Origin of the sequence: Brevundimonas sp. (assembly GCF_035998205.1) — a bacterium.
Lineage (GTDB): Bacteria > Pseudomonadota > Alphaproteobacteria > Caulobacterales > Caulobacteraceae > Brevundimonas.
In genome coordinates, this window is record NZ_DASYHT010000004.1 from 722,182 (window position 1) to 740,519 (window position 18,338).

General features: G+C 70.0%; 18 protein-coding genes and 1 pseudogene. 5 read left to right on the forward strand and 14 right to left on the reverse strand.

Annotation, left to right across the window (positions count from 1 at the left end; genetic code table 11):
- Nucleotides 1–28: 28 nt before the first annotated feature.
- Entirely contained in the window at nucleotides 29–1,879 is a 1,851-nt protein-coding gene (locus VGN74_RS06430) for a phosphoenolpyruvate carboxykinase (GTP) (protein WP_327446530.1), read from the reverse strand.
- A 203-nt stretch (nucleotides 1,880–2,082) separates the two neighbouring features.
- Between VGN74_RS06430 and VGN74_RS06435 the strand changes: the two genes are divergently transcribed.
- A complete protein-coding gene (locus tag VGN74_RS06435; protein WP_327446531.1) occupies nucleotides 2,083–2,712 on the forward strand; it encodes a DUF938 domain-containing protein in 630 nt (209 codons plus the stop codon).
- Here the strand turns inward: VGN74_RS06435 and VGN74_RS06440 are convergent.
- Complete coding sequence (locus tag VGN74_RS06440) at nucleotides 2,709–3,125, reverse strand: hypothetical protein (protein ID WP_327446532.1); 417 nt, start codon at nucleotides 3,123–3,125, stop codon at nucleotides 2,709–2,711. The two genes, VGN74_RS06435 and VGN74_RS06440, sit on opposite strands and share 4 nt — an antisense overlap.
- 301 nt (nucleotides 3,126–3,426) lie before the next feature.
- On the opposite strand from VGN74_RS06440, the gene VGN74_RS06445 reads away from it, so the two are divergent.
- The gene (locus tag VGN74_RS06445; protein WP_327446533.1) at nucleotides 3,427–4,182 is read left to right on the forward strand and encodes a pseudouridine synthase; all 756 of its coding nucleotides are present in this window, start codon (nucleotides 3,427–3,429) and stop codon (nucleotides 4,180–4,182) included.
- 6 nt (nucleotides 4,183–4,188) lie between these two features.
- Here VGN74_RS06445 and VGN74_RS06450 read toward each other — a convergent pair whose 3' ends face one another.
- The 4 genes from VGN74_RS06450 to VGN74_RS06465 are packed head-to-tail and all read right to left on the reverse strand — an operon-like array spanning nucleotide 4,189 to nucleotide 8,759.
- Complete coding sequence (locus VGN74_RS06450) at nucleotides 4,189–4,920, reverse strand: hypothetical protein (RefSeq protein ID WP_327446534.1); 732 nt, start codon at nucleotides 4,918–4,920, stop codon at nucleotides 4,189–4,191.
- Nucleotides 4,921–4,969: 49 nt separating this feature from the next.
- Entirely contained in the window at nucleotides 4,970–6,049 is a 1,080-nt protein-coding gene (locus tag VGN74_RS06455) for an enoyl-CoA hydratase/isomerase family protein (RefSeq protein ID WP_327446535.1), read from the reverse strand.
- 40 nt (nucleotides 6,050–6,089) lie between these two features.
- Nucleotides 6,090–7,595, reverse strand: coding sequence for a tryptophan halogenase family protein (locus VGN74_RS06460; RefSeq protein ID WP_327446536.1), 1,506 nt, complete (start codon nucleotides 7,593–7,595; stop codon nucleotides 6,090–6,092).
- A gap of 24 nt (nucleotides 7,596–7,619) precedes the next feature.
- Nucleotides 7,620–8,759 (reverse strand): isobutyryl-CoA dehydrogenase, encoded by a 1,140-nt coding sequence (locus VGN74_RS06465; RefSeq protein ID WP_327446537.1) that lies wholly within the window; start codon nucleotides 8,757–8,759, stop codon nucleotides 7,620–7,622.
- 86 nt (nucleotides 8,760–8,845) lie between these two features.
- Here VGN74_RS06465 and hemB point away from each other — a divergent pair, with 86 nt between their 5' ends.
- Entirely contained in the window at nucleotides 8,846–9,850 is a 1,005-nt protein-coding gene (gene hemB / locus VGN74_RS06470) for a porphobilinogen synthase (RefSeq protein WP_327446538.1), read from the forward strand.
- Here the strand turns inward: hemB and VGN74_RS06475 are convergent.
- The 3 genes from VGN74_RS06475 to VGN74_RS06485 are packed head-to-tail and all read right to left on the reverse strand — an operon-like array spanning nucleotide 9,847 to nucleotide 11,695.
- Complete coding sequence (locus VGN74_RS06475) at nucleotides 9,847–10,389, reverse strand: hypothetical protein (RefSeq protein WP_327446539.1); 543 nt, start codon at nucleotides 10,387–10,389, stop codon at nucleotides 9,847–9,849. The genes hemB and VGN74_RS06475 overlap by 4 nt on opposite strands.
- Nucleotides 10,314–11,204, reverse strand: coding sequence for an NAD(P)-dependent oxidoreductase (locus VGN74_RS06480; protein WP_327446540.1), 891 nt, complete (start codon nucleotides 11,202–11,204; stop codon nucleotides 10,314–10,316). The genes VGN74_RS06475 and VGN74_RS06480 overlap by 76 nt, the downstream gene beginning before the upstream one ends.
- Nucleotides 11,201–11,695, reverse strand: coding sequence for a flavin reductase family protein (locus tag VGN74_RS06485; RefSeq protein ID WP_327446541.1), 495 nt, complete (start codon nucleotides 11,693–11,695; stop codon nucleotides 11,201–11,203). Before VGN74_RS06485 ends, VGN74_RS06480 begins: the two co-directional genes overlap by 4 nt.
- Before the next feature lie 123 nt (nucleotides 11,696–11,818).
- Here VGN74_RS06485 and VGN74_RS06490 point away from each other — a divergent pair, with 123 nt between their 5' ends.
- Nucleotides 11,819–12,721, forward strand: coding sequence for a flagellar motor protein MotB (locus tag VGN74_RS06490; RefSeq protein WP_327446542.1), 903 nt, complete (start codon nucleotides 11,819–11,821; stop codon nucleotides 12,719–12,721).
- A 111-nt stretch (nucleotides 12,722–12,832) separates the two neighbouring features.
- A pseudogene (locus tag VGN74_RS06495) lies at nucleotides 12,833–13,677 on the forward strand (arginyltransferase).
- Here VGN74_RS06495 and hflX read toward each other — a convergent pair.
- From hflX to VGN74_RS06520, 5 genes are all read right to left on the reverse strand, one after another.
- On the reverse strand, nucleotides 13,574–14,884 hold the full coding sequence (gene hflX, locus VGN74_RS06500; protein ID WP_327446543.1) for a GTPase HflX: 1,311 nt from the start codon (nucleotides 14,882–14,884) through the stop codon (nucleotides 13,574–13,576). The pseudogene VGN74_RS06495 and the gene hflX overlap by 104 nt on opposite strands.
- The gene (gene hfq, locus VGN74_RS06505) at nucleotides 14,881–15,129 is read right to left on the reverse strand and encodes an RNA chaperone Hfq (protein WP_327446544.1); all 249 of its coding nucleotides are present in this window, start codon (nucleotides 15,127–15,129) and stop codon (nucleotides 14,881–14,883) included. The genes hflX and hfq overlap by 4 nt, the downstream gene beginning before the upstream one ends.
- Before the next feature lie 156 nt (nucleotides 15,130–15,285).
- Nucleotides 15,286–16,053: a class I SAM-dependent methyltransferase gene (locus VGN74_RS06510; protein WP_327446545.1), complete on the reverse strand. Its 768-nt coding sequence runs from the start codon at nucleotides 16,051–16,053 to the stop codon at nucleotides 15,286–15,288.
- 8 nt (nucleotides 16,054–16,061) lie between these two features.
- Nucleotides 16,062–16,925: a D-amino-acid transaminase gene (locus VGN74_RS06515; protein ID WP_327446546.1), complete on the reverse strand. Its 864-nt coding sequence runs from the start codon at nucleotides 16,923–16,925 to the stop codon at nucleotides 16,062–16,064.
- Nucleotides 16,925–18,334 (reverse strand): sigma-54 dependent transcriptional regulator, encoded by a 1,410-nt coding sequence (locus VGN74_RS06520; protein WP_327446547.1) that lies wholly within the window; start codon nucleotides 18,332–18,334, stop codon nucleotides 16,925–16,927. Before VGN74_RS06520 ends, VGN74_RS06515 begins: the two co-directional genes overlap by 1 nt.
- Nucleotides 18,335–18,338 lie beyond the last annotated feature (4 nt).

The window sequence follows — 18,338 nt, forward strand, 5'->3', positions numbered from 1 at the left end:
CGGCCGCGGGGCGCGCGATTTCAAGGCCCTATTCGGCCGCCAGACGGGCGGCCCGCGCCGACTCCAGCCGCACCACGAGGTCCGCATGCTGCGCCCACAGCGCGGCCGGCAGCCGCTCGCCGAACTGTTCGAAGAAGGGCGGAATGAGCGCCGCCTCCTCCAGCCAGACCTCGGGATCGACCTCCAGCAGGGTGTCGAGCGCCGCCGGCGACAGATCCAGGCCCTCCAGATCCAGCGCCCCGGGGGCCGGCACCCGACCGACGGGCGTGTCGATCGCCGCCGCACGCCCATCCAGCCGCTCGACGATCCACTTCAGCACCCGGGCGTTCTCGCCGAAGCCGGGCCACAGGAAGCGACCGTCGGCCCCCTTGCGGAACCAGTTGACGAAAAAGATGCGCGGCAGGCGCGCCGGATCACTGCGTCCGGCCATGGACAGCCAGTGGGCGAAATAGTCGCCCATGTTGTAGCCGCAGAAGGGCAGCATGGCGAAAGGATCGCGGCGCAGCTCGCCGACCCGGTTCTCGGCCGCGGCCGTGCCTTCGGAAGCCACGGTCGAGCCCATGAACACCCCGTGGCTCCAGCCGAAGGCCTCGGTCACCAGCGGCACCGCGCTGGCCCGGCGGCCGCCGAACAGGATGGCGTCGATCGGCACGCCGCGCGGATCCTCCCACTCCGGGGCGATGGCCGGACACTGGCCGGCGGCGACCGCGAAGCGGGCATTGGGGTGGGCCGCCGGTTCGCCCGAGGCCGGGTCGTGCGGCTGGCCCTTCCAGGTGGTCAGGCCCTCGGGCGGCGTGTCGGTCAGACCCTCCCACCAGACGTCGCCGTCCGCGGTCAGAGCCGTGTTGGTGTAGATGACGTCGCGCGACAGGGTGGCGATGGCGTTGCGGTTGGTACGCAGTCCGGTCCCCGGGGCCACGCCGAAGAAGCCCGCCTCCGGGTTTACGGCGTAGAGCCGCCCGTCCTCGCCGAAGCGCATCCAGGCGATATCGTCGCCGACGCACTCGGCCTTCCAGCCCGGCAGGGCTGGCTCGATCATGGCCAGGTTGGTCTTGCCGCAGGCCGACGGGAAGGCGGCGGCGACGTACTTCGACACGCCTTCCGGGCTGGTGAGCTTGAGGATCAGCATGTGCTCGGCCAGCCAGCCTTCGTCGCGGGCCATGACCGAGGCGATGCGCAGGGCATAACACTTCTTGCCCAGAAGGGCGTTGCCGCCATAGCCCGAGCCGTAGGACCAGATTTCACGCGTCTCGGGGAAGTGAACGATCCACTTCTCGTCGTTGCAGGGCCAGGGGACATCCGCCTCGCCGGGCGCAAGCGGCGCGCCGAGGGAGTGGACGGCCGGGACGAATACGCCGTCGTCGCCCAGCTGGTCGAGGGCGGCCTGCCCCATCCGGGTCATGATGCCCATGGAGGCGGCGACATAGCCGCTGTCGGTGATCTCGACGCCCAGAGCGCTGATCTCCGACCCGAGCGGGCCCATGCAGAAAGGCACGACATACATGGTCCGGCCGCGCATGCAGCCGTCGAACAGACCATCCAGCCGGGCGCGCATCTCGACCGGGTCGGCCCAGTTGTTGGTCGGGCCCGCATCGGCGGGGTCGGCCGGGCAGATGAAGGTGCGGCTCTCGACGCGGGCGACGTCGCGGGGGTCGGACACCGCATGGTAGCTGCCGGGGCGCTTGACCGGGTCGAGCGGCCGAAGGGTTCCACGCGCCACCAGATCGCCGAGGATGGTCTGCTTCTCGCCCTCGGAGCCGTCGCACCAGTGCACGCGGTCGGGCCTTGTCAGGGCGGCGATGCGCTCGACCCAGGCGATCAGGCCGGCGTGGCGGGTGGGCGCCGGACGGAGTCCGGGCGCGATGTGGTCGGTGGACACGTCTTGCTCTCCTGAACCTCTGGCCCGGCGGTCTTGAACGCCGCCGTGACCCACTCCCCGAGCGATCACGCTCTGTAACAAGCAAGAGCATGATGTCCCGGGCAGCGTCAAACGCTGCACGATCCGGCCTGTCAGACCGCATTCGGAGAGATTTTGCGCCCCGGCCCGTCGCGATCCCGCCGGTCAGTCGCTATGTCCGCCCCATGCACACCATGGATCCGGCCACCGAGGCGCCCGACGGCGCCCGCAGCTCCCCGGCGGCGACGCGTAACGCCACGGCCATTCTCGACGTCCTGAAAGGGGCCCTGCCGGCGCGGGGCGACGTCCTGGAGATCGCGGCGGGCACGGGCCAGCATGCAGCTGTCTTCGCAAGCGCCCTGCCCGGCCTGACGTGGCGTCCCACGGACGTCAGCGACGAGGCCCTGGCCTCGATCGCCGCCTGGCGCGCCGGAGGACCGACCAATCTCGCTGCGCCGGTGCGGCTCGACGTCATGACGGCTGAAACCTGGCCGAAAGACCCGGTCGACGCGATCGTCGCCATCAACCTGCTGCACATCAGCCCCTGGGCGGTCACCGGCGCCCTGATGGACCGGGCGTCAGCCTGTCTGCCGCGCGGCGGGCTGCTGTTCCTCTACGGCCCCTTCCGCGAGGCCGGCCAGCCGCTGGCGGAGAGCAACGCCGCCTTCGACGAGTCGCTGAAGGCTCGTGACCCGGACTGGGGCCTGCGGGAGGTGGAGGCCGTGGCGGCCGAGGCCTCCGCGCGCGGCCTCGCCCTGACCCTGCGCAAGGCAATGCCGGCCAACAACCTCAGCCTGCTGTTCCGACGCCCCTAGCTGATCGCTGCAGCCGCCAGACCGAGCTGGTCCTCATCGCGGATCGGCAGGGTTTCCGCCCCGGTGAAGACGACCCCGGGGTGGTCGGCGAGGGAGCCCGGATCCACGTCGAAGGCGCGGGCGGCCTGAACCACACCCTCACCGAAGGCGAGCACCGGCAGGCTGCGGGCGCGCGCCGCCGCCATCAGCTCGGCAATGCGCCGCTCGGATTCTGCATCCGGCGCGCCGCCGGGCACGATAAGCGCCGCCAGCCTGCCCTCGGTGACGTCCCCGAGCGTCGCCGTCGGAATGACGCTGACGCCGCCCATGGCGAGACTGGCGTCGCTGGTGGCGATCGGCGCCAGCGACAGCCCCTCGCCCTGCATGACCCGCTCCACATCGCCCAGCGGCCCGAAGTTCATGGACCGGCGCATGGCCAGTCCCACGCGGGCGCGGATTGATCGGCGCTGGAAATGACCGCGGCGGTTTCCGTTCTGGCTTTTGTGGGCGCGTTGCTGTTGCAATGTTTCTCCAATCAAGGGTCAGTTTTCAGACGCAGGATTTACGCCGCTGGCCGACATCTCTGCTGTCAATGAACGGGCCGCACCCGGCGCGTGGCGGCGTCGGGGGCGAACAGGTCTCAGACATGTGGCTGTGATATCAACCTAGGACTTTGTAGCCGGCGTTTCAACCTTGGCCATTGGCGTCCTTCGCCGGACGCCGCTAGAGAGCGCCATGACCTTTCGCCGAACCTATGACGGGGCCGAGCCGCAGCGGATCAACAAGTGGCTGGCCCAGAGCGGCGTCTGCTCGCGGCGTGAGGCCGAGGCGCTGATCGCCGACGGCCTGGTGCGTATCGACGGCGAGACCGTGACCGACGCCGGCCGCAAGATCCTGCAGGGCCAGATGCTGGAACTGGCCGAACCGGCCCAGGCCGCGCTGGCGGCGGTCACCATCGTGCTGAACAAGCCGGTCGGCTATGTCTCGGGCCAGCCCGAACCCGGCAAGATTCCGGCGGCGCGGCTGCTCACCGCCGCCAACGCCGTCGGCGACCTGCAACCGCCGGGCCGTGACGCCCTGCCCCCGCTGGGTCGACTGGACGAGGATTCGCGCGGCCTGCTGCTGCTGTCCTCGGACGGGGTGCTGGCCAAGGCCGTGATCGGCCCGGAGTCGCGCCTCGACAAGGCGTACCGGGTGCGGGTGGCCGGACGCATCAGTCCGTCGAAGATCGCCCGGCTGCGCTTCGGCCTGTCGCTGGACGGACGCCCGCTGAAGCGCGCCGAGGTCGAACAGGTCGGTGACCAGGACCTGACCTTCGTCCTGACCGAGGGCCGCAACCGTCAGATCCGCCGCATGGCCGAGATGGTCGACCTGCGCGTGGTCGACCTGCAGCGGGAGCGGATCGGGCCGCTCCACCTGGGGGATCTGCCGGAAGGGCGCTGGCGCATCCTCGAGCCTGCCGAACGGGCCGCGATGATCGCCGCCAGCTGAGGCGGCTTAGCCCGGCTTGCGGAAGCGGTAGACGAACTGGTCGGTGCGGCCGCGGATGGCCGGATCAAACACGTTCAGACTCAGGTCGTCGTCCGGGTTGCGCACCGCCTCGCTGGCCCCGTCGAAGACGAAGCCGGCCGCCTCGACTTCACGCCGCAGGTAAGCGCCCTCGATGCGATGCAGGGTCTGCACCACGTCGCGGCCGGCCCCCTCGGCGGCCTCGTGGTCGATGATGACGTAGAGACCGCCCGGCTTGAGCGCCGCGAAGATGCGCCGGTTCATCTCGGCCACGTCGGTCTGGAAGCCCGGAATGTGGAAGTCGTGGTACTCCTGCGCCGAGAACACCACGTCCAGCGGCTCCGGAAAGGTCATGGCGTCCAGCGCGCCGGTGATGCGCTCGACATTGCCGTAGGTCGCCGCCAGCGCGTCGGCATAGGCGTTCTCGCGCCCCGCCGTCCGGGTCGGGACAAAGGCGTAGACCTTGCCCTCGGGCCCCACGGCCACGGCGAACAGACGGGCGAAGAAGCCTTCCTCCGGGCGGACGTCGGCGACCCGGGCGCCCGGCCGGATCTCCGAAAAGCTCAGCATCTCGGCGCTGGCGCGCACCTGATCGCGCGCCACGTCCTCGGCCGGCCGCCGGGGATCGGTCAGCGCCGCCTGGATCGGGTCGGCGGACTGGGCCATCGCCGACGGGGCGACGGCGAGCATCAGGGCGGCGAGAGCGGTCACGGCGCGCATGAAGGGTCTCCTGTGTGCGGGCGGACCCTGCGCGCCTCTCCGCGCCGGATCAACCCTCGGCCAGACCGGGCAGCGGCGTCCATTCGTCACCGGACGGCAGGGGGGCGAACAGGGCTGCGATGGCGGCGTCATCGACGGCTTCGACCGAGGCGGGCGACCACTTCGGGGCGTTGTCCTTGTCGACGATGACAGCGCGCACCCCCTCCTGGAAGTCGTGGGTCTGCACCACCCGGCCGCCGAGGCGATACTCCAGCGCCATGTTGTCGGCGAAAGACGTCAGGCGCCGCCCCTCGCGCAGCTGGCGCAGGGTGACCTTCAGCGACTGCGGCGACTTGGTCAGTAGCAGGTCGCGCTGGGCCGACGCCCAGTCGGTCCCCTCGGCCGCCAGCGCCGCGAGGATGTCCTCGACCCGGTCATGGGCGAACAGCCGGTCGATGGCCTCACGGTGCGCCGCGTGCGGCGCCTCGCCGGCAGGGGCCGCGAAATTGGCCACGACCGCCGCCGGATCGGCCGGCGCCACCGCCAGCGCCGCCTTGAGGTCGGCGATCCGCTCCGCCGGGATGAAGTGGGTGTGGATGCCCAGCGCCACCGTATCTGCCGCCTTGAGCCGCACGCCGGTCAGAGCGATCCAGGTCCCGGTCTCGCCCGGCAGGCGCGGCAGGAACCAGCCGCCGCCCACGTCCGGGAACAGGCCGATGCCGGTCTCGGGCATGGCGTAGGTGGTGCGCTCCGTGGCCACGCGTACGGTCGCCGGCTCCGAGATCCCGACGCCGCCGCCCATGACGATGCCGTCGACCAGCGCCGTGACGGGCTTGGGATAGACGAACAGCAGGTGGTTCAGCCGGTACTCGGTGTGGAAGAAGGCGCGCGCCTCGACCGCATCCCCCGCTCCGCTCTCGGCGATCATGCGGATGTCGCCGCCGGCGCAGAAGCCGCGCTCGCCGGCGTGGTCGATCAGGACCGCAGAAACCGCCGGATCGTCCCGCCAGGCCAGCAGGGCCGCAGTCATCGCCTCGCACATCGGCCGGGTGAGGGCATGCAGGGCGGCGGGGCGGTTCAGCGTCAGGCGGCCAAGGGCGCCCTCGATGCGGGCGAGGACATGGGGCTCGGGAGCGGCGGTCTCGGTCATGGGCGGCTGTCTAGACCGCCCCTGCCGGAGCGTCGAGCCGTCAGGCCGGGGCGGCCATGCCCGCCGCGCGCAGATAGTCCTCGTGCAGCGGCAGACGGGTGGTCGCCTCGGCGAAGGCCGTTTCAACCTGCTTCAGGCGCGCCGCCTGGGTCGTCGGATTGTTCAGGTCGTAGAGGGGGTTATGGGTCCGCGGCTGAACGCCTTGCCCGATCATCACCGCCAGCCAGGAGGTCGGCGAGAAATAGTCGTCGGCGCTCTGCGGCGACAGGATGCCCCGCTCCCGGAACAGCTCGACCCGCTCGGCCAGGGCGTCCGGGATCGGCATGTCCGCCACATACCGCCACAGCTCGACGTCGCGCCGCTGGGTCAGGTGGTAGTGCAGGATGACGAAGTCGCGCACCTGCTCCACATCCCGGCCGACACGGCGATTGTAGGCGGCGATGTTGCCGGGGCTGAAACCGCTGTCCGGGAAGTGTTGCAGCAGCCGGTTCAGGCCGACGTGGACCAGGTGGATGCTGGTCGACTCCAGCGGCTCGATGAAGCCCGACGACAGGCCCAGCGCCACGACATTGCGATCCCAGTAGGCCTTGCGGCGGCCCGTGACGAAGCACAGGTGGCGCGGCTCGGCCAGCAGCTCGCCGTCCAGCGTCTCCAACAGGCGCGCGGTCGCCGCCTCCTGATCGAGGAAGCGCGAGCTGTAGACATAGCCGTTGCCCGTGCGGTGCTGCAGCGGGATGCGCCAACGCCAGCCGCCCGCGTCCGCCGTCGCCCGGGTATAGGGGGTGATCGGCCCGGCCTTGGCGCAGGGCGCGGCCACCGCCCGGTCCATCGGCAGCCAGTGCGACCAGTCCTCGTAGCCCGCCTTGAGCGCCCCCTCGATCAGCAAGCCCCGGAAGCCGGTGCAGTCGATGAAAAGGTCCGCCGAAAGCGTGCGTTCACCCTCCAGCCTCACGTGGTCTATGAAGCCGTCAGGGCGCTGGGCGACATCGACGATCCGGCCCTCGACACGCTCGACCCCGCGCGCCTCGCAGAAGCGGCGCAGGTGCTGCGCGTACAGTCCGGCGTCGAAGTGGAAGGCCGCCGGGATCAGGGCCTCGGGCGAGCGCGGGTCCGGGTTCAGCGCCCCGACCCGCCCGGCGAAGGCGGCCCGGGTGCACAGCGAATAGGCGTCGAGGCCTGACGCCAGGCCGCGGGCCCGCAGCGACAGCCAGACCTGGTGGAAATCGCCCAGCTCCCGCCCCGCGCCATAGGCTCCGAACGGATGGAAATAGCTTGAGGATTCAGCACCCCAGCCGACGAACTGAATTCCCAGCTTGAGGCTGGCCTGCGTCTCCCGCATGAAGGCGACCTCGTCGAGGCCGATCATGCGGTTGAAGTCGCGGATGGTCGGGACGGTCGCCTCGCCGACGCCGACGATGCCGATGTCCTCGGACTCCACCAGCCGCACCTGGCAGTGCGGTCCGGTGGCGGTCTTCAGCGCGGCGGCCGCCATCCAGCCGGCGGTACCGCCGCCGACGACGAGGATCGACCGGATCGGTTCAGCCATGCCCGCGCCCCTCGCCTGCGCCGCCTATTGCCGCATCATCTCGCGCGCCGTGATGACGCGCATGATCTCGTTGGTCCCCTCGAGGATCCGGTGCACCCGCAGGTCACGCACGATCCGCTCCAGCGGATAGTCGCGCAGGTAGCCGTAGCCGCCATGCAGCTGCAGCGCCTCGTCGGCGATCTCGAAACCGGCGTCGGTGGCGAGGCGCTTGGCCATGGCGCACCACTTGGTCTTCTCCGGATGGCCCGTGTCCAGCGCCCAGGCCCCGCGCAGCACCATCAGCCGGGCGGCGTCCAGCTGGGTCGCCATATCGGCCAGCTTGAACTGAACATTCTGGAACTCATTCAGCGCCTTGCCGAACTGCTTTCGCGTGGCGACGTAGTCCTGCGCCGTCTCCAGCGCGAGCCGCGCCCCGCCCAGCGAGCAGGCGGCGATGTTCAGGCGGCCGCCGTCCAGGCCCATCATGGCGTAGCGGAAGCCGTCGCCCTCCTTGCCCAGCAGGTTCTCGACCGGCACGCGGCAGTCGTCGAACTGCACCACGGCGGTCGGCTGGCTGTTCCAGCCCATCTTGCGCTCCTGACCACCGAACGACAGGCCGGGCGTGCCCTTCTCGACGACGATGGCGCTGACGCCCTTCGGCCCCGCCTCGCCGGTGCGGCACATGACGACATAGACGTCGCTGGTCCCGGCGCCGGAGATGAAGGCCTTGGAGCCATTGAGGACGAAGTGGTCGCCGTCGCGCCGGGCCGTGGTGCGCAGGGCCGCGGCGTCCGAGCCGGAACCGGGCTCGGTCAGGCAGTAGCTGCCGATCTTCTCCATGGTCGCCAGGGCCGGGACGAAGCGCGCCCGCAGGGCGGCGTCGCCGAAGCTGTCGATCATCCAGGTGACCATGTTGTGGATCGAGATGAAGGCGGCGGTCGAGACATCGCCGCGCGACAGCTCCTCGAAGATCAGGGCCGCCTCGACGCGGCCCAGAGCCATGCCGCCATGCTCCTCGCCGGCGTAGATGGCGGCGAAGCCCATCTCGGCCGCCTGCCGCATCGTCTCGACCGGGAAGTGTTTGGTTTCGTCCCACTCCGCCGAGTGCGGGGTCAGCTCGGCCTCGGCGAAGGCGCGGGCCGCGTCCTGGATGGCGCGTTGGTCGTCGGTCAGGGCGAAATCCATACTCGGGCTTCCTCGTCGTTTTGCGGCGCTTCTAGCCGATGACGGCCCCGGATGACGAGACGCCCCGGCTGCGTTAAGCCGACGCGATGAGCATGCCCTTCCCGCCCGCCCCCTTCCCCCTCGCCCGGCCCCGCCGGCTGCGCGCCTCGCCGTGGATCCGGCGGCTGGTGGCGGAGACCACCCTGACCCCGGCCGATCTGGTCTGGCCGCTGATCGTCCATGACGGCGGCGAGGACGAGCAGCCGGTGCCGTCCATGCCGGGCGTCAGTCGCCTGTCCCCGAAGGCGGCCGCGCGGGCGGCGGTGCGCGCCCGTGACCTCGGCATCCCGGCGGTGGCCCTGTTCCCCAATGTCTCGACCGTGGCCAAGGACGGCGTCGGCACCGGCGCGACCGATCCCGACGGACTGGTGCCGGACTGCATCCGCGCCATCAAGGACGCGGCGCCCGAGATCGGGGTGATCACCGACGTGGCGCTGGACTGCTACACCGACCACGGTCACGACGGAGTGCTCGAGGACGGGCGCATCCTCAATGACGCCACGCTGGAGCGGCTGGCGGAACAGGCCTTCATCCATGCCCACGCCGGGGCCGATATCGTCGCTCCCTCGGACATGATGGACGGCCGCATCCAGGCTGTGCGCGAGGCGCTGGAGGCCAACGGCTTCCAGGACACCCTGATCCTGTCCTACGCCGCCAAATACGCCTCGGCCTTCTATGGGCCCTATCGCGACGCCGTGGGCTCGGCCCGGGCTCTCACCGGCGACAAGAAGACCTACCAGATGGACTTCGCCAACGGCGACGAGGCGCTGAAGGAGGTGGCCATGGACCTCGCCGAAGGCGCCGACATGGTCATGGTCAAGCCGGGCCTGCTCTATCTCGATATCGTCCAGCGCGTGGCGGAGACCTTCCGCGTGCCGACCTTCGCCTACCAGGTGTCCGGCGAGTACGCGATGATGAAGGCCGCCGTCGCCAACGGCTGGCTGGACGAGGACCGCGCCATCCTCGAGAGCCTGACGGCCTTCAAGCGGGCCGGCGGGGCCGGCGTCCTGACCTATTTCGCGCCCCGGGCGGCCGAGCTTCTGGGCGGCTAGTCGTCGCGCAGCTCGACCGCGAGGAAGGGCGCCTGCCCCCGTTCGATGCGGATCAGGTCCAGCACGCCGACGATCTGGTTCGCCCGCCAGGTCCCGAGGTAATAGGAGACCGTGCCGAAGGTCATGCCCGCCGCCGCGGCGATGACGTAAGGCGCCTGCTCGCGCGCGAACGACAGCACGCTGTCCCCGGCCACCTCGGCGATCACCGCCAGCACCGTGATCGGCACGGTCAGATAGGCGATGACGACCGCCTTCAGCAGCTGCTCGTGGCGTCGGACGTTCAGGGCCGCGAGGGCGCACAGGGCGTCAAATGTCGCGGCGTCGACGTCGGCCAGGAGCTCGAAGGCGCGCCGCGTCGAGGGATTGGCGCGAAAGCCGCTCAGGAAATCGACCCCGACATAGCCCCAGGCGCCCGGGGTGACGAAGGCCGAGGGCAGGACGCCCCAGACCGGGAAATCCGCCTTCAGAGCGCGCCAGAGCGCCCAGAGCCGCGCGTGGCCCGATCCTGCAGTCGCGCCGTCAGGCTCGACGTGTCCCATCGCGATCCCCCCATCGCCTGCACCTCGGCGTAGAACTGATCGACCAGGGCAGTGAGGGCAAGGGTTGATCCATTGCGACGGGCTTCATCGAGCACGAGCCCGAGGTCCTTGCGCATCCAGTCGACGGCGAAGCCGAATTCGAACTCGCCCTTCGCCGCCGTCTTCCAGCGGTTGTCCATCTGCCAGGACTGGGCCGCGCCCTGGGACACAGCTTCGTAGACAGCGTCGGTGTCCAGACCGGCCTGCTGGGCGAAGTGCACCGCCTCGGCCAGTCCCTGCACCACGCCCGCGATGGCGATCTGGTTGACCATCTTGGTCAGCTGTCCGGCCCCGGCCGGCCCCATGTGCCGGATCGCCTTCGAATAGGCCTCGAGCGCCGGGCGCGCCGTCTCCAGCGCCGCGGCGTCGCCGCCGACCATGACGCTCAGCTGGCCGCGCTCGGCCCCCGCCTGACCGCCGGACACCGGGGCGTCGAGGAAGCTTCGGCCGCTCGTGGCGGCCAGGGCCGCCATCTCCCGGGCCACGGCCGCCGAGGTGGTGGTGTGGTCCACAATGACGGCCGCCGCGGCGAGGTGCGGCAGGGCCTCCCCGACGACGCTGCGCACATCCTCGTCGTTGCCGACGCAGAGGATGAAGAGCTCCGCGCCCGCCGCCGCCTCGGCCACGGTGGCGGCCGCCTGCCCGCCGGCGCCTTCCGCCCACGCAAGGGCCTTTGCCGGCGAGCGGTTGAAGCCGGTGACCGCATGCCCCGCCCTCTGCAGGTGCCCGGCCATGGGCGCGCCCATCACGCCGAGCCCCGCGAAGCCGATCTTCATGCGCCCGTCTCCGTCACGCCGAACCGGCCGCGATGGAAGGTCAGGCCCTCCCCGGCCGACGCCTCATGGGTGAGGACGCGGCCAAGGATCATCAGATGGTCGCCGGCCTGGATCTGACGCTCGGCCTCACAGGCGAACCAGGCGAGCGACTCCTTCAGCCGCGGAGCGCCTTCGACGCGCCGCACCTCGTGCTCGCCGAGGGCCCAGTCGCCCTTGGCGAAGCGGGCCGCGGCGTCACGCTGATCGGCCCCGAGGACCTGGATGACATAGCGTTCGGCGGCGGCAAACAGGGGCGCACGTTCAGAACGATCATCGAGACACCACAGGAGCAGTCGCGGCTGCAGCGATACCGAGGTGAAGGAGTTGACGGTGATCCCGACCGGGCCGGAGGGCGTATCGGCCGTCACCACGCAGACCCCGGTCGCAAAGGCGCCGAGCGCCTGACGATAGGCCTTGAGATCCTCGACGGGGGGGACGGCGACTTGGGACACGGCGGCTCCTGGACCGGACCGACCTAGGCGGAGCCCGGAAACGGCGCAAGGGCGCGAAACATCGCCTTAACCTTGTTCGCCGAAGACTACGGCTCTCCATTTCCGGGGTCGCCCGAGTCGCGCATGGCCGCCAACGAACGTCCTATCCTCATCAAGAAGATCAAGAAGGGCGGCGGCCATGGGCATCATGGCGGCGCCTGGAAGGTCGCCTATGCCGACTTCGTGACGGCCATGATGGCCTTCTTCCTGTTGATGTGGCTGATCAACACGACCGATCCAGAGCAAAAGCGCGGCATCGCCGAGTACTTCGCCCCGGCCAGCGTCGCCGAGTCGACCAGCGGCTCCGGCGGCGTGCTCGGCGGCACCGCGCTGGGGGCCGATGGACCGGCCGGCCAGGGGGCCATGGACATGGTGTCGCAGCTGGCTCCGGAACCGCCCGTCGACGCGCCCGAGGACATCGGCCAGAGCCAGAACCTCGCCGCCGCCAGCGAGGAAGCCCTGCGCGAGGAGATCATGCGCCGGGAGTCGGCGGACTTCGCCTCGGCCGCGGCGTCGCTGCGTCAGGCCATGCAGTCGATGCCGGAACTGACCGAGCTGTCGAAACAGATCATCGTCGACCAGACGCCGGAGGGCTTGCGCATCCAGCTGGTCGACCAAGAGGGGCGCTCGATGTTCGAGGAGAACTCGGCCCGCCCCAACGCCCGCGCCCAGGTGCTGCTGCGCGCCGTCAGCCGGGTCATCAACCAGCTGCCCAACCGGGTCTCGATCAGCGGCCACACCAGCGCCCGGGCCGGGTCGGGCGTAGCGAGCTCCGCCGGTGACTGGACCCTGTCCGCCCAGCGCGCCAATGCGGCGCGGGAGATCCTGCAAGGCGCCGGCGTTGACGCCGACCGCGTCTTCCAGGTGGCCGGCAAGGCCGGGTCCGATCCGCTCTATCCCGACGATCCGGCGCTCGCCGGCAACCGGCGCATCGCCATCGTCCTGCTGCGGGAAGCGCCGGTGCTGCCCCGCGACACGAGCCTCTGACATGCGCTGGATGACGCCCGAAACCCTTGCAGGGACGGGCGTTTTCCCGCCTTATCAACCTATGCTGAAGCGGTCGCCGCGCGTGGGGTGGAGTGATACCGGGGGGCGTGCGTGACCCGCCACGTCCCGTCGCGCCAGCTGCGCTTCTTCATGACCGCTGCGGCCGCCTGTCCCTATCTGCCCGACCGACTGGAACGGAAGGTGTTCGCCAACCTGCCGTTCGGCGACGCGGCGCGCGTCAATGACCAGCTGACCCACGCCGGCTTCCGGCGTAGCCAGAACATCGCCTACCGTCCGGCCTGCGAGGCCTGCGACGCCTGCGTCTCGGTGAGGCTGCCGGTCGCGGACTATGTGTTCAGCCGGTCGGAGCGGCGCAGCCTGCGGCGCAACGCCGACCTGCAGCGCTGTCTGGTCGAGGCCGAGGCCACCGCCGAGCAGTTCGACCTGCTCAAGCGCTACCTCGCCCACCGGCACCCCGGCGGCGGCATGAGCGAGATGACCTGGCCCGACTATGTGGCCATGGTCGAGGACACGACGGTCCGCACCCATCTGATCGAGTATCGCCTGCCCGACCCCGACGGCCCGGGGCGGCTGGTCGGCGTGGCACTGACGGACCTGCTCGGGGACGGCCTGTCGATGGTCTACAGCTTCTACGATCCCGACCTCGCCGGGCGCGGCCTCGGCGTGTTCGCCATCCTCGACCATCTGCGCCAGGCCGGGGCGGTGGGCCTGCCCTACCTCTATCTCGGCTACTGGGTGCAGGGCTCGCCCAAGATGGACTACAAGGGGCGCTTCCGGCCGATGGAGCGGCTCACGCCGTTCGGCTGGCAGACCCTGGCCTGACGCGCCGCCTCAGAGCAGCGAAGGAAACTGCCGCTCGAACCGGCCCAGCGCCGCGGGGTGCAGGCGCACCACCAGATGGGTGCGCCCCTCGGCGTCGGTGTCGCGGAAGGTGACGCGGCCATGCTCGTACAGCCAGGCCAGCGCCTGGCTCTGGTGCGGCTCAAGGGTGAGCCGGGTCTCCGGATCGTCGTCGATCAGGCCAGCGATGGTCTGCCGCAGGACCTCGATCCCCTCCCCGGTCCAGGCCGAGACCGCAACCGCCGTGCCCTCGCGGGCCTGACGCATGGCCTGGCCCAGCACGCTCTCGCGCGCCTCGGCGTCCAGCAGGTCGATCTTGTTCCAGACCTCGAGCACCCGTCGGGTCCGGCCTTCGGGCACGGGAATCTGCTTCAGCACCGCCTCAACGTCCCGCGCCTGGGCGTCTGTGTCGGGAGAGGCGATATCGCGGACGTGCAGGATCAGATCCGCCTCCCCCACCTCCTCCAGCGTGGCGCGGAAGCTCTCGACCAGTTCGTGCGGCAGGTCCGAGATGAAGCCCACTGTGTCGGCGATGATCGCCGGCCGGCCCTGCGGCAGGCGAATGGTGCGCTGGGTCGTGTCGAGGGTGGCGAAGAGCAGGTCCTTGGCCAGCACTTCGGACCCGGTCAGCCGGTTGAACAGGGTCGACTTGCCGGCGTTGGTGTAGCCGACCAGCGCCACGGTCGGGAACGGGACCTTGCGCCGGGCCTTGCGGTGGAGGGCGCGCGTACGCCGCACCTCCTCCAGCTCGCCCTTGAGCCGGACGATGCGGTCGGCGATCAGACGCCGATCGAGCTCGATCTGGGTTTCCCCCGGACCGCCGGTCGAGCCGGTGCCGCCCCGCTGCCGCTCGAGGTGGGTCCAGGTCCGCACCAGCCGTGACCGCTCATAGTCGAGCCGCGCCAGCTCGACCTGCAGCCGGCCTTCCTTGGTCCGGGCGCGGCGGCCGAAGATTTCGAGAATCAGCCCGGTGCGGTCGATGACCTTCACCTCCCAGGCCTTCTCGAGGTTGCGCTGCTGGACCGGGGTCAGGGCGTCATCGACCACCACCACCTCGGCGTCGGCCGCCCGGATCAGGGCCGCCAGCTCGTCCACCTTGCCAGCCCCGAACAGGGTGGCGGGCGTGATCTTGCGCACGCGGACGAGCTCGGCCGCGCGCACCTCGAGGTCGAGCGCCCGGGCGAGGCCGGTCGCCTCGTCGAGTCGCTCCTGGGCCAGCCGCGACCCCGTCTCCCGGCCGTCCGGATGCAGGACGACCGCCTTGAGGACGGGAACGGCGTGGTCGATCAGTTTCTGGGTCAATCGGTCTCGTCGGCCTCGGGCTCGTACAGCTGCACGGGCTGGGCGGGCATGATGGTGGAGATGGCGTGCTTGTACACAAGCTGGGACTGGCCGTCGCGGCGCAGCAGCACGCAGAAGTTATCGAACCAGGTCACGATGCCCTGCAGCTTGACCCCGTTGACCAGGAAGATGGTCAGCGGCGTCTTCGTCTTGCGAACGCTGTTCAGGAAGGTGTCCTGGAGGTTCTGTCTCTTGTCTTGCGACATGGCAGGTTGATCCTGTCTTGGTTGGTTCGCCGCGAAGGCTGGGGCTGCGGGGCCGGATTGCGGCTCGCCGAGACCTTAGACGGCGCCGCACCGCCGTCGCAACGGTGACGTCCGCTTTTTCCAGTTGGTCGTGGCGCTTTCGGTCGTCAAGCGGGATCAGGCTGTACGACGGCCGCGAATGGACGCGCCATGGAAGCCGCCATGGTCTGTGTGGGACAGTTCCAGGTCGGTAATTCCGGCGTTGAACAGGATCGCGCAGATGACCGTGAGGTCATAGTCGAACATTACCATCTCGCCCTTCGCCAGGTCGCGGAGAGCTTCGATATTCGACACAGTGGTGAGGTCTTCGCCCATGACAATACGCCCGCCGGGCACAGAGGCGTGCCGCAGATCCCGGTAGAGGGCGAACTGAAGCGTGATGAACCCGCCGACCGCCAGTCTTGCCATCAAGGCCTTTAACAGCGGGTACCCCCGCTCGGGCGGTATGTGCTGGAAGACGATCAGGGAAACGATCCAGTCGAAGTGCCGGTCGGGCAGATCCCGCCCGAAGGTCGCGCCCTCGCACTCCTGCCGGCGGGCCTCGGCCAACATCGATTCCGCGATGTCGACCCCGAAGGCGTCGCCCGTCATCAAGGCAAGGGGGCGCGTCAAACGACCGACCCCACAGCCGAAATCAAGCGCCGACCTGGGCGCGAAGTCAGGGTAGCGTCCCCTCAGCAGACCGGCCTCGTGGTTGATCTGGTGCTCGCCTGACCGGAAGAAGTCCGCAAGGCTCTCCTCGGTAAGGTTCTCGGACCTGAAGCGAGGGTCGGTGAGGACGCCGAAGTAGGGGTGGGTCCGTCCGATCTCTTCCCAGTCCGCATCCGTATCGCGGGGCGTCTGTTCCGGCGCAGGACGCCGGTTGAAAAGAGCGTGGAACACCATTTTGCGCCTCAGACTGCGTCGCGCCGCGCTTGCTCGAGATAGAGCTGGCGCAGCTTCAGCGTGGCGGCCCCGGGCTTGCCGTCGCCGATCTTCGCCCCGTCGATCGACACCGCCGGCATGACGAAGGCTCCGGCGGCGGTGAAGAAGGCCTCGCGCGCCTGCTTCGCGTCGTCGACCGAGAACGGTCGCTCGTCGAGCTCCAGCCCCTCCTGCTCCAGCAGGTCGAGGATGGCCGTGCGGGTGACGCCCTTGAGAATGTTGGCCTGGGTGTCGCGGGTGCGGACCTTGCCGTTCTGGTCGATGATCCAGGCGTTGGTCGAGGAGCCCTCGGTCACCAGCCCCATCTCGTCGACCATCCAGGCCTCATAGGCCCCCTGCTCGCGCGCCGCCTGCTTGGCCAGCACATTGGGCAGCAGCCCGACCGTCTTGATGTCGCAGCGTCCCCAGCGGATGTCCGGCTGGGTGATCACGGCCACGCCCTTGCGCGCCATGGCCTCCGCCCTGGTCTGGTCCACGGAGCGGGAGGTCACGACCACGCTCGGCGGCGTGCCGGGCGCCGGGAACGGGTGATCGCGCCGGGCCGCCCCCCGGGTGACCTGCAGATAGACGATGCCGTCGCGCACCCGGTTGCGCCGGATGGTTTCCTTGAGAACGACCGTGAGCGCCTGGCGCGTCATCGGAATGTCGATGCGGAGCTCCGTCAGGCTGCGCGCCAGCCGGCTCATGTGGCCGTCGTAGTCGGCCATCCGACCATCGAACACGGACCAGACCTCGTAGACGCCGTCGGCGAACTGGAAGCCGCGGTCCTCCACACTGACCGCCGCATCCGACAGCGGCCCGTAAGAGCCGTTCACATAGGCCACGCGCGACATCAGTCCGCCATCTCCTCGTCGTCCTCGCCGCCCCGCGCGGGCGACACGCCCAGCGACTTCAGCTTCCGGTGCAGCGCCGAACGTTCCATACCGATGAAGCTGGCGGTACGCGAGATATTGCCGCCGAAGCGCATGATCTGGGCCGACAGATACTCCCGTTCGAACACCTCCCGGGCCTCGCGCAGCGGCAGGGAGATGACGCGCTCGGCGCCCAGTCCCCCGCCGGCGCCCGGCTGCGACACCTCCTGCGGCAGCATCTCGGCGGTGATCGGCTCGCCCGGCTCGCCGGCGGCGAGGATCAGCAGACGTTCGATGTTGTTGCGCAGCTGACGGACATTGCCGGGCCAGGGATGGACCTGCAGCACGGCGATGGCGTCGTCGCCCAGCGGTCGTCGGGGCAGCCCCTGGGACTCCGCCAGGGTCTCGACGAAGTACTCGCACAGCTCGGCGATGTCCTCGCGCCGCTCGGCCAGGGGCGGCACCCGGATCGGCACCACATTGAGCCGGTGGAACAGGTCCTCGCGGAACCGGCCCTCGGTGATCTCGGCCTTCAGGTCGCGCGAGGTCGAGGAGATGACGCGGACGTCCACCTGGACGTCCTGCTCGCCCCCGACGCGGCGGAAGCGCTGCTCCACCAGAACCCTCAGGATACGTCCCTGGCTCTCGCGCGGCATGTCAGCGACATCGTCGAGGTAGAGCGTGCCGTTATGGGCGCGCTCGAAGACGCCGATCTTGGACGGACGGCCGTCGCTGCCCTCCTCGCCGAACAGCTCGAGGTCCAGCCGCTCCGGCGTCATGCCGGCCGAGGAGATGGCGACGAAGGCGCCGCGCGCCCGCGCGCTCGCCTCGTGGATCTGCCGCGCCACCAGTTCCTTGCCCGAGCCCGGCGGACCGGAGATCAGGATGCGGCTGTTGGCCGGGGCGACCTTGGCCACCGTCGCGCGCAGCTGCTGCGCCGCCGCCGACCGCCCGATCAGGCCGCTGGGCAGGCTGGCCCGGGCTCGCAGCTGGCGATTCTCACGGCGCAGGCTGGCCGCCTCCAGCGCCCGTTCGACCACCACCACCAGCCGGTCCGACTTGAACGGCTTCTCGAGAAAGTCATAGGCCCCGCGCTTGAGGGCGCTGACCGCCGTCTCGATGTTGCCGTGCCCCGAAATCATGATCACCGGCAGGTCGGGGTCGAGGGTCTTGAGCAGGTCGAGCAGCTCCAGCCCGTCCATCCCGCCGCCTTGCATCCAGATGTCGAGCAGGACGAGCGACGGTCGCCGCGCCCGGATCGCCGCGAGGGCGGACTCGGAGTCGGCCGCGGTGCGCACCGCATGCCCCTCGTCCTCCAGCAGGCCCGAGACGAGTTCGCGGATGTCCGCCTCGTCATCCACCACCAGAATGTCAGCTCCAGACTGTCGCATGACG